The organism is Streptomyces sp. OR43, assembly GCF_008042275.1.
Taxonomy (GTDB): Bacteria; Actinomycetota; Actinomycetes; order Streptomycetales; family Streptomycetaceae; genus Streptomyces.
In genome coordinates this window covers 2,856,541-2,865,651 of record NZ_RDBK01000043.1, presented here as the reverse complement: position 1 = coordinate 2,865,651, position 9,111 = coordinate 2,856,541, and the positions used below count along the sequence as shown (strand labels likewise).

General features: G+C 70.5%; 8 protein-coding genes. 4 read left to right on the top strand and 4 right to left on the bottom strand.

Features of this window, described 5'->3' with window-relative positions; genetic code table 11:
* Position 1 precedes the first annotated feature (1 nt).
* A complete protein-coding gene (locus EAO72_RS31925) occupies positions 2 to 1,648 on the top strand; it encodes a coagulation factor 5/8 type domain-containing protein (RefSeq protein ID WP_148020556.1) in 1,647 nt (548 codons plus the stop codon).
* A 221-nt stretch (positions 1,649 to 1,869) separates the two neighbouring features.
* Here the strand turns inward: EAO72_RS31925 and EAO72_RS31920 are convergent, their stop codons facing one another.
* On the bottom strand, positions 1,870 to 2,442 hold the full coding sequence (locus EAO72_RS31920) for a TetR/AcrR family transcriptional regulator (RefSeq protein WP_148020555.1): 573 nt from the start codon (positions 2,440 to 2,442) through the stop codon (positions 1,870 to 1,872).
* Positions 2,443 to 2,572: 130 nt separating this feature from the next.
* Between EAO72_RS31920 and EAO72_RS31915 the strand changes: the two genes are divergently transcribed.
* Positions 2,573 to 3,502: an SDR family oxidoreductase gene (locus EAO72_RS31915; RefSeq protein WP_148020554.1), complete on the top strand. Its 930-nt coding sequence runs from the start codon at positions 2,573 to 2,575 to the stop codon at positions 3,500 to 3,502.
* 205 nt (positions 3,503 to 3,707) lie between these two features.
* Here the strand turns inward: EAO72_RS31915 and EAO72_RS31910 are convergent, their stop codons facing one another.
* The 3 genes from EAO72_RS31910 to EAO72_RS31900 form a co-directional block, all read right to left on the bottom strand.
* The gene (locus EAO72_RS31910) at positions 3,708 to 5,084 is read right to left on the bottom strand and encodes an alpha-amylase (RefSeq protein WP_148020553.1); all 1,377 of its coding nucleotides are present in this window, start codon (positions 5,082 to 5,084) and stop codon (positions 3,708 to 3,710) included.
* Positions 5,085 to 5,266: 182 nt separating this feature from the next.
* A complete protein-coding gene (locus EAO72_RS31905) occupies positions 5,267 to 6,124 on the bottom strand; it encodes an ABC transporter permease subunit (RefSeq protein ID WP_148020552.1) in 858 nt (285 codons plus the stop codon).
* On the bottom strand, positions 6,121 to 7,029 hold the full coding sequence (locus EAO72_RS31900; protein WP_148020551.1) for an ABC transporter ATP-binding protein: 909 nt from the start codon (positions 7,027 to 7,029) through the stop codon (positions 6,121 to 6,123). The genes EAO72_RS31905 and EAO72_RS31900 overlap by 4 nt, the downstream gene beginning before the upstream one ends.
* Positions 7,030 to 7,161: 132 nt before the next feature.
* On the opposite strand from EAO72_RS31900, the gene EAO72_RS31895 reads away from it, so the two are divergent.
* Positions 7,162 to 8,391: a sensor histidine kinase gene (locus EAO72_RS31895; protein ID WP_148020550.1), complete on the top strand. Its 1,230-nt coding sequence runs from the start codon at positions 7,162 to 7,164 to the stop codon at positions 8,389 to 8,391.
* Positions 8,392 to 8,421: 30 nt separating this feature from the next.
* The gene (locus EAO72_RS31890) at positions 8,422 to 9,105 is read left to right on the top strand and encodes a response regulator (RefSeq protein ID WP_261991692.1); all 684 of its coding nucleotides are present in this window, start codon (positions 8,422 to 8,424) and stop codon (positions 9,103 to 9,105) included.
* Positions 9,106 to 9,111: the final 6 nt, after the last annotated feature.

Below are 9,111 nucleotides of genomic sequence, written 5' to 3'. Positions count from 1 at the left end.
CATCGAGGGCGGCGGTGACCTCGGACCCAACGTGATGGTGTTCGACCCGTCCATGCCCGACATCCAGGCCAAGGTCGACGAGGTCTTCAAGCAGCAGGAGTCGGCGCAGTTCGGCACCGGCCGCTACGCGCTGATGTTCAAGCCGGGCACGTACGACAAGATCAATGCCCAGATCGGCTTCTACACCCAGATCGCCGGTCTCGGGCTGAACCCGGACGACACCACGTTCAACGGTGATGTGACCGTCGACGCGGGCTGGTTCAACGGCAACGCCACCCAGAACTTCTGGCGCTCGGCGGAGAACCTCGCGCTCAACCCGGTGAGCGGCACCGACCGTTGGGCCGTCTCCCAGGCCGCGCCCTTCCGCCGCATGCACGTCAAGGGCGGTCTCAATCTCGCGCCCGACGGCTACGGCTGGGCGAGCGGCGGGTACATCGCCGACAGCAAGATCGACGGCCAGGTCGGCCCGTACTCGCAGCAGCAGTGGTACACCCGCGACAGTTCGATCGGCAGCTGGGGCAACGGCGTCTGGAACATGACGTTCTCCGGCGTCGAGGGCGCACCCGCCCAGAGCTTCCCCGAGCCGCCGTACACCACACTGGAGAACACCCCCGTCTCCCGGGAGAAGCCGTTCCTCTACCTGGACGGTGCCGACTACAAGGTCTTCGTGCCAGAGAAGCGCACCAACGCGCGCGGTGTCTCGTGGGCCAACGGCACGCCGCAGGGCGAGTCCATCCCGCTGGACCAGTTCTACGTGGTCAAGCCCGGCGCAACCGCGGAGACCATCAACGCGGCCGTGGACCAGGGTCTGCACCTGCTGTTCACGCCCGGGATCTACCACGTCGACCGGACGATCGACATCGACCGCGCCAACACGGTCGCGCTGGGGCTCGGTCTCGCGACGATCATCCCGGACAACGGGGTCACGGCCATCAAGGTCGGTGACGTGGACGGTGTGAAGCTCGCCGGACTACTCGTCGACGCCGGTCCCACCAACTCCGACACACTGATCGAGGTCGGCCCCGAGGGCGCGTCCGCGAGCCACGCCGACAACCCGACCTCGCTCCAGGACGTGTTCGTCCGGGTCGGCGGGGCGGGGGCCGGCAAGGCCACCACGGGCATGGTCGTCAACAGCAACGACACGATCATCGACCACACCTGGCTGTGGCGCGCGGACCACGGCGAGGGCGTCGGCTGGGAGACCAACCGGGCCGACTACGGCCTCCAGGTCAACGGCGACAACGTGCTCGCGACCGGTCTGTTCGTGGAGCACTTCAACAAGTACGACGTCCGCTGGTCGGGGGAGAACGGGAAGACGATCTTCTTCCAGAACGAGAAGGCGTACGACGCCCCGAACCAGGCCGCCGTCCAGAACGGCGACACGAAGGGGTACGCGGCCTACAAGGTCGACGACTCCGTCACCACCCACGAAGGCTGGGGCCTGGGCAGCTACTGCTACTTCAACGTCGACCCCACCATCCGCCAGGACCACGGATTCCAGGCACCGGTGAAGCCCGGCGTGAAGTTCCACGACCTGCTCGTCGTCTCCCTCGGCGGCCAGGGCCAGTACGAACACGTCATCAACGACACCGGATCACCCACCTCGGGGACGGACACCATCCCATCGCAGGTGGTGTCGTTCCCCTAGCGTCCTCCAACGTCCCCAACGTCCCAACGTCCCCAACGAGTTCTCCCCCACACGCGCAGCACAGTGCGCCCCGCCTTCCGTGGCGGGGCGCACTGCCGTCAGTCCCTTCGACGCACGTCCGCGGCGGGGCGCATCGGCGTCAGGCCCACGCACCCAGGTCCGCGGCGGGGTGTACCGGCGTCAGGCCCACCCACGCACGTCCGCGGCGGGGCGCACTGTCGTCAGACCAAACTGTCCGCCATTACGGCCTTGAGCCCGTCGAGGGCCTCTTCGATGTACGCAGCCATGGACCGGCCGTCGGTCCCCTCGATCCAGCCCTCGAACGCCACCTTGAAGACGGCGATCCCCGCCTCCCCCGCCAGACTCGCAGCTGGTTCCGGGACGCCGCGGGCCCGCAGGGACTCGGCGAGTGCCGCGGACAACGAGGCGAGCTTGACCAGCTCGCGTTCCCGCAGCTCCGCGTTGGCCGAGACGACCTTCTGGCGCCGCTGCGACTGCTCGCGACGCTCGTCGAACACGGCAGCGGCAGCGCGGAGCGCCGCAGCCACCGCATCGATCGGCGCCGCCGTCGCGGGCGCCCCGGCGAGGGTGTCCACCAGGAGCTCCTGAAGCAGAGCGGAGCCGCCGAACAGGACCTCGCGCTTGTCGGCGTAGTGCCGGAAGAACGTCCGTTCCGTGAGCCCCGCCCGTGCGGCGATCTCGGTCACGGTCGTCTGCTCGTAACCGCGTTCGCCATAGAGCTCCATGGCCGCCTGCTCCAGGCGGCCTCGCGCGTTCGGCTCCCATCGACCCATGCCGCCGATTCTATGTGATGACAGTGACCGACATCAGGAGTAGGGTGATGTCAGTTGCTGACATCGATGGTTCCTCGTATCCCCTGCTGGCGCACACGAGGAGAACGTCGACCGACCCGGGAGGTCTCCCATGCGTGTATTCATGACCGGCGCGTCCGGCTGGATCGGCTCCGCCGTCGTTCCCGAACTCATCGACGCGGGCCACCAGGTCGTCGGGCTCGCCCGCTCTGACGCCTCGGCCGAGGCGCTCGTCGCCGCGGGAGCCGAAGTGGTGCGCGGGGACCTGGACGACATCGCCGTCCTGCGCGACGCGGCCGCCGGCGCGGACGGCGTGATCCACCTCGCGTTCAAGCACGACATCGCCTTCTCGGGGGGCTTCGAGGGCGCCGCCACCGCGGACCGCCTGGCCGTCGAGACGTTCGGCGAGGCGCTCGCGGGTTCCGGCAAGCCGTTCGTCATCGCCTCCGGGACGCTCGGGCTCGCCCCGGGCCGGGTCGCCACCGAGGAGGACGGACAGAGCCCCGACTGGCCGACGCCGTTCGCGGCCGCGCGGGCCCGGCTGGGCACGGCCCTGCTGGCCGTCTCCCTCGCTTCGAGCGACGTCCGCTCGTCCGTCGTGCGCTTCCCCCCGACGGTGCACGGCGAAGGCGATCACGGCTTCATGGCGGCCCTGGTCGGCATCGCCCGCGACAAGGGATTCTCCGGGTACGTCGGCGACGGCTCCAACCGCTGGCCGGCCGTGCACCGCGCCGACGCCGCCCATCTCGTCCGCCTCGCGCTGGAGGCCGCCCCCGCGGGGTCGACGCTGCACGCCGTCGGCGAGGAGGGCGTCCCGATCCGTGACGTCGCCGATGCCATCGGGCGCCACCTCGGCCTCCCCGCCACCTCCGTTCCTTCTGAGGACGCGGACGCGCACTTCGGCTGGCTGGGCGGCCTGGTGGGGGTGGACGGGCCTGCCTCCAGCGCCCTGACCCGCGCCTCGTCCGGATGGCGGCCCGTACAGCCGGGGCTGATCGAGGACCTGGACAAGGGGCACTACTTCGACACCCGGGCCGCGTGACGGCCGGATCGCCTTATCGCCGGAGCGCCGAGCACCTGATCGCCGAGCGCCTGCTTGCCGGAGCGCCTGGCCTGACCTGACCTGACCTGGCCTTCCCTGGATTGGCCTGGCCTGGCCTGACCTGGCCTGACCTGGCTGACCGCCCGACCTCAAGGCCGCGAGGGGAGCACCTCCGGTGCCCGGAGGCGCTCCCCCGCCGCGGGTATCAGCCGTGCAGCGCCAGCGCGCCCTTCGCCGGGACGGTCGCCGTGACCGTCCCGTCGTCGCCGACCTGCACCGTGTTGCCGTCGCAGGCGTCCGGAGATGCCTGGGCCACGTTGCAGTACGTGCCCGCCGGCAGGGACGTGGCGAACGCCTGCCGAAGCTCGCCGTCACCGTTGTTGATGGCCACGAAGCCCTTGTCGCCGCGGCCGAAGGCGATCGCCGACGAGCCGTTGTCCCACCAGTCGGTCAACCCCGCGCCCGCCGTGGCGTTGTGGAAGCCGACCATCCCGGCGATCGCCGTCCGCGCGTGCGTACACGTCCAGCCGCCGCTGCCACAAGCAGCCGCGCCGCCGTTCGGCGGGCCCGCGTCCTTGTCCGACCACTCGTAGCCTGAGTAGACGTTCGGGGCGCCGTAGGGCGAGGCGAGCATGAAGACGTTGGCCAGGGTGTAGGCCGCACCATCCTTGTACGTCAGTGTCGAGCCGTTGCGCTCGGTGTCCCAGTTGTCGACGAACGTACGGGCGCTACCGCTCGCCAGTTTGCCGTCGGCGACGTTCTTCAGGCCCGTGATGCCGCCGCCCTGGAAGGCGCTCTTGAGGTGGCCGCCGTAGCGGAACTCGTCGACGTCACCCACGCCCGTGTACTCGTCGGGCTGGACCGCCTCACCGCCTCCGTAGATGACCTCCGTGACCCAGAACCCCGGGTCGGACATCTTGCCCTTGATGGCGGCGATGTCGTCGGCGGACATGTGTTTGGCAGCGTCGATACGGAAGCCGTCGACGCCGAGACCGCGCAGGTCTGAGAGGTACGCGGCGATCGTCGTACGGACGTCGTCGCTGCCTGTGTCGAGGTCGGCCAGACCGACCAGTTCGCAGGTCTGGACGTCGTCGCGGTCACCGTAGTTGCTGATGTCCTTGCGGCAGCCGTGGAAGTCCTGGTCCTGGAAGTACCCGGGGTAGTCGTACTTCGTGTACGCCGTGCCGCCGGTGCCCGTACCGGAGCCGGACGACATGTGGTTGATGACGGCGTCGGCCACGACTTTCACCCCGGCGGAGTGACAGCTCTCCACCATCGAGGCGAAGGAGTCGCGGTCACCGAGGCGCCCGGCGATCTTGTAGCTGACGGGCTGGTAGGAGGTCCACCACTGGTCGCCCTGAATGTGTTCGGAGGCGGGCGAGACCTCCACGTAGCCGTAGCCGGCCGGACCCAGTGAGTCCGTACAGGCCTGGGCCACCGCGTCGTACTTCCACTCGAACAGCGTGGCGGTGACGGTCTTCTCGCCCGGTGGGGTCGCCTGGGAGGTCCAGGGGGCGAGGGCGGTGATACCGGCGGCTGCGAGCAGGCCGGCCAGTGTCGCGCGAGCGGCGCGGGAACTCAATTGCGGCTCCTTCGTTCGCGGGGACGGAAGTGGGGTCCGTACCCGGTGTGGATGGCCACGCGCCTGGCCACCGTGGGGTGCTCGGAGCCTGCCGTCACGGCGGTGAACACGTCAAGAGGTGTCGCAAGAGTTTCCAGCAGGTTTCTGAAAAGCGTTGCGGGGAAGGCGAGTCGGGGAGACGGTCACTGGTCTCGTCGGTGCACCACGGTCACCGCCACCGTGCCCGCCAGCAGTGCCCAGGCGGCATACACCGTCCAGGCTCCGGAGACCGTCCACGGGTAGAGGGCGGGGGCATGGAGGTCGGAGGCCGAGAGGCGCTCCCACGCGCTCAAAGGCAACGTGTGCCGGAGCATCGCAGTGAGATGGCGGCGGTCACTGAGGACCGTCGGCAGCAGGAGGAGCACCACCACGCATCCGATGACGGCGCCTCCGGTGTGGCGTATCACCGCACCGATCGCCAGGCCGGCGATCGCGGCCACCGGCGCGAGCAGCGCGGAAGCCACGACAACGCGCACGGCACCGGGGTGGCCGAGGGTCACCGAGGCGTCCCGGCCGGAGAGGATCGCTTGCGTGGACGCGAACGACGCCAGTGCGACGAGTGCGCCGAAGACGGTGGTGACGGCGGTGAGTACGAGAGCCTTGGCGGCCATCACCGCGCGGCGGTCGGGGACGGCCGTGAACGTGGTGCGGATCAGTCCGGTGCCGTACTCGCCGGTGATCGATACAGCACCGATGGCGGCGACGGCCAGGACCAGCACCATGGCGGCGTTCCCAGTGAAGGCGTCCATGAGGGGCGAGTCGTTGGCGATGAAGGACGCGCGGCCGTGATCGTCGTACTGGTACCAGTACTTGTAGTGGTCGTAGGCCGTGCCCGCGTTGAAGCCGATGACGGCCAGTGCGGTGATCGCGTACATCCAGGATGTGGAGCGCAGCGACCACGTCTTGAGCCATTCGGCGGCGAGCAGTTCGCGGAAGCGGGCGCGGGGTTCGTCGCCGGTCAGGCGGGCCGGTGGTGCGCTCATGGCTTGCGCTGTGGTCATCGGGGGTCTCCTGCGAGGTATTCGACGCTGTCCGCGGTGAGTTCCATGAACGCCTCCTCCAACGAGGCGCCGAGTGTCGTGAGTTCATGGAGCAGTACGCGGTGGTGCAGGGCGAGCTCGCCGATGCGGGCGGCGGTGAGACCGGTGACCGTGAGCCGGTCACCGTCCCGGACCACCTCGGCGCCCTCTGCGGTGAGCAGCGGGGCCAGCGCCGCGGGGTCGGGGGTGCCCACGATCACACTGAGGCGGGTGCTGCGGGCGGCGAACGCTGCCAGGCTCTCGGCCGCGATGAGCTCGCCCCGGCCGATCACGACAAGCCGGTCGGCGGTGTGCTCCATCTCCGTCATCAGGTGGCTGGAGACGAACACGGTGCGCCCCTCGGCGGCGAGCCGGCGGAACAGCCCGCGCACCCACAGCACGCCTCCCGGATCAAGGCCGTTGAGCGGTTCGTCGAAGAGCAGCACCGGCGGGTCACCGAGCAGCGCGGTGGCTATGCCGAGGCGCTGGCGCATCCCGAGGGAGAAGCCGCCGATGCGCCGACGGGCCGCCCCCGCGAGGCCCACCTCCTGGAGCAGTTCATCGACCCGGGAGCGCGGGATGCTGTTGCTGCGGGCGAGCATCGTGAGATGGGCGCGGGCGGTGCGGCCGCCGTGCACGTCGCCCGCGTCGAGCAGGGCGCCGACGTGCCGTAGTCCGCGCGGGTGCTCGCGGAACGGCCGGCCCTGGAGGGTGGCCGTCCCGGCGGTGGGCTCGACCAGGCCCAGCAGCATGCGCAGCGTGGTGGTCTTGCCGGCCCCGTTGGGTCCGAGGAAGCCGGTGACCTCGCCCGGCCGTACGGTGAAGGTGAGGTCGTTGACGGCGGTGGCGCCGCCGTATCGCTTGGTCAGTCCGTTGACTTCGATCACGCAGTCAACTCTCCCGGCCCTACCTGCCGTTCGTCGTCGCCCCGGCGGTGACACCTGTCGGACTTGGTGTCGACCCCGGTTGTACGACCGTGGTCCGATGCCGGTCCGTGAGGCGATGGCTACGATCGGCGCATGTCCCACTCACTCTCTCCGCCTCGACTCAAGCGCGTGCCGCCTGGTTGGTGGGTCGGCATGGGCTGGTACGCGGGCATGCTGCTCACCTTCCTCGTGCGGGTGCGGCTGCCCGGCGAGAACGAGCCGTCCGTCCGGCCCGGGGTGCTGCTCTACCGGTGGGACGGTCTGCTGATGCAGTTGCTTGCCGTGGCCCTGGCAGCGGCCGGCTGCTTCTTGCTGGAGCGGCGTCCGCTGAAGGCCCTGGCGCTGGTTCTGGGCGCCGCCACGCTCGCCACGTTCTCGCTGGGCGTGGGAGAGATACCGCTCGCCCAGTTCCTGGCCGCCGATGTGGCGCTGTACCTCATCGCCGCCAACCGGTCGCGCCGGACCGCTCTCGTCGCCCTCTTGATGGCGCTCGGCACACTCACCGGTTTCCTGGCCGTCCGACTGCTCGCCGGGTGGGACATCGGTACGTCGGCGGAGCTGGTCGTCGCTCTGACCGCGGTCGTTGCCTGGCTGCTGGGCGGCTCGGCGTACGAGACCCGTCGGCACGGCGAGCGCCTCGCCGCACGGGCGGCCGAACAGGGCCTGGTCGAGGAGCGGTTGCGGATCGCCCGCGAGATGCATGACACGGTCGCGTACAGCCTCGGCATCATCGCCCTCCAGGCGGGGGCGGCGGCCCGGGTCGTGCACACCCGTCCGGACGCCGCGCGCGAGGCGATGAGTGCGGTGGAGACCGCGGGCCGCGAGACGCTGTCGGGGCTGCGCCGGATGCTGGTCGCGCTGCGCCAGGCGGGCCCGCCCCACGAGGAAGCGGAGCGGGAAACGACGGCGCCGCGCCCCGCGGAGGGCCTCGCTGACCTGGAGCGGCTGGCGCGGGCCACGACGGCCGCCGGGGTCCGGGTCGACGTGGACCTGCGGGGCGAGCCGCGGCCACTGCCGCCGGACATCGACCTGTCGGCTTTCCGCATCATCCAGGAGTCGGTGACCAATGTGGTCCGTCACGCCGCGACCGGGTCCTGCCGGGTCTCGATCGTGTACGGCTCCGAGGCGCTCGCCATCGAGGTCGCTGACCGCGGCCGGGGCGCAGGCCTCGCCTCCCGGCCCGGGTTCGGCCTGGTCGGCATGCGGGAGCGGGTCGCCCTGTTGCACGGCGAGTTCACCGCCGCCCCTCATCCGGAGGGCGGCTTCCGGGTGACGGCCCGGCTGCCGGTGCCTGCCACGGCGTTGAGGGGAGAAGAGCGTTGAGGGGAGAAGACGTTTGAGAGGGGACGAGGCGTGAGCGACGAGAGTCCCCGACCCACCGAGCCGGTCCGGGTCGTGCTCGCCGACGACCAGCCGCTGGTGCGCACCGCGCTGCGCATGGTCATGGCCGAGACCACCGACCTGGACGTCGTCGGAGAGGCGGGCACGGGCGAGGAGGCGGCGAGGATGGCCGTTGAACTGGCCCCTGACGTCGTCGTGATGGACATCCGGATGCCGGGCCTCAACGGCATCGAGGCCACCGAACGGATCGCCGCGTCCCCCTCCACCGCCCACGTGGTGGTCCTGACCACGTTCGACGACGACGCGTACGTGTACGGCGCCCTGCGCGCCGGCGCGGCCGGCTTCCTGGTCAAGGACATGGCGCTGGACGACATCCTGGCGGCGGTGCGGGTGGTGGCGGCGGGGGACGCGCTGATCGCGCCGGGCGTCACCCGGCGGCTGATCAAGGAGTTCGCCGGCCGCCCGGCCTCGCCGGCCCCGCGCCGCCCGCTCACCTCGATCACCGACCGGGAGCGCGAGGTGCTGGTCCTGGTCGGCAGCGGGCTGTCCAACGCGGAGATCGCCGAGCGGCTGTGCATCAGCGTCGCCACGGCCAAGACGTATCTGACCCGGCTCCTCGCCAAACTCGACGCCCGGGACCGGGTTCAGCTCGTGATCATCGCGTACGAGGCAGGTCTGGTGTCCGCCTCCCGGTGAGCGGCC

Bases quoted from the DNA above. Each gene is read 5' to 3' on its own strand.
- EAO72_RS31920 (WP_148020555.1), bottom strand. From the start codon at position 2,442: ATGGGTCGATGGGAGCCGAACGCGCGAGGCCGCCTGGAGCAGGCGGCC.
- EAO72_RS31915 (WP_148020554.1), top strand. From the start codon at position 2,573: ATGCGTGTATTCATGACCGGCGCGTCCGGCTGGATCGGCTCCGCCGTC.
- EAO72_RS31905 (WP_148020552.1), bottom strand. From the start codon at position 6,124: ATGACCACAGCGCAAGCCATGAGCGCACCACCGGCCCGCCTGACCGGC.
- EAO72_RS31895 (WP_148020550.1), top strand. From the start codon at position 7,162: ATGTCCCACTCACTCTCTCCGCCTCGACTCAAGCGCGTGCCGCCTGGT.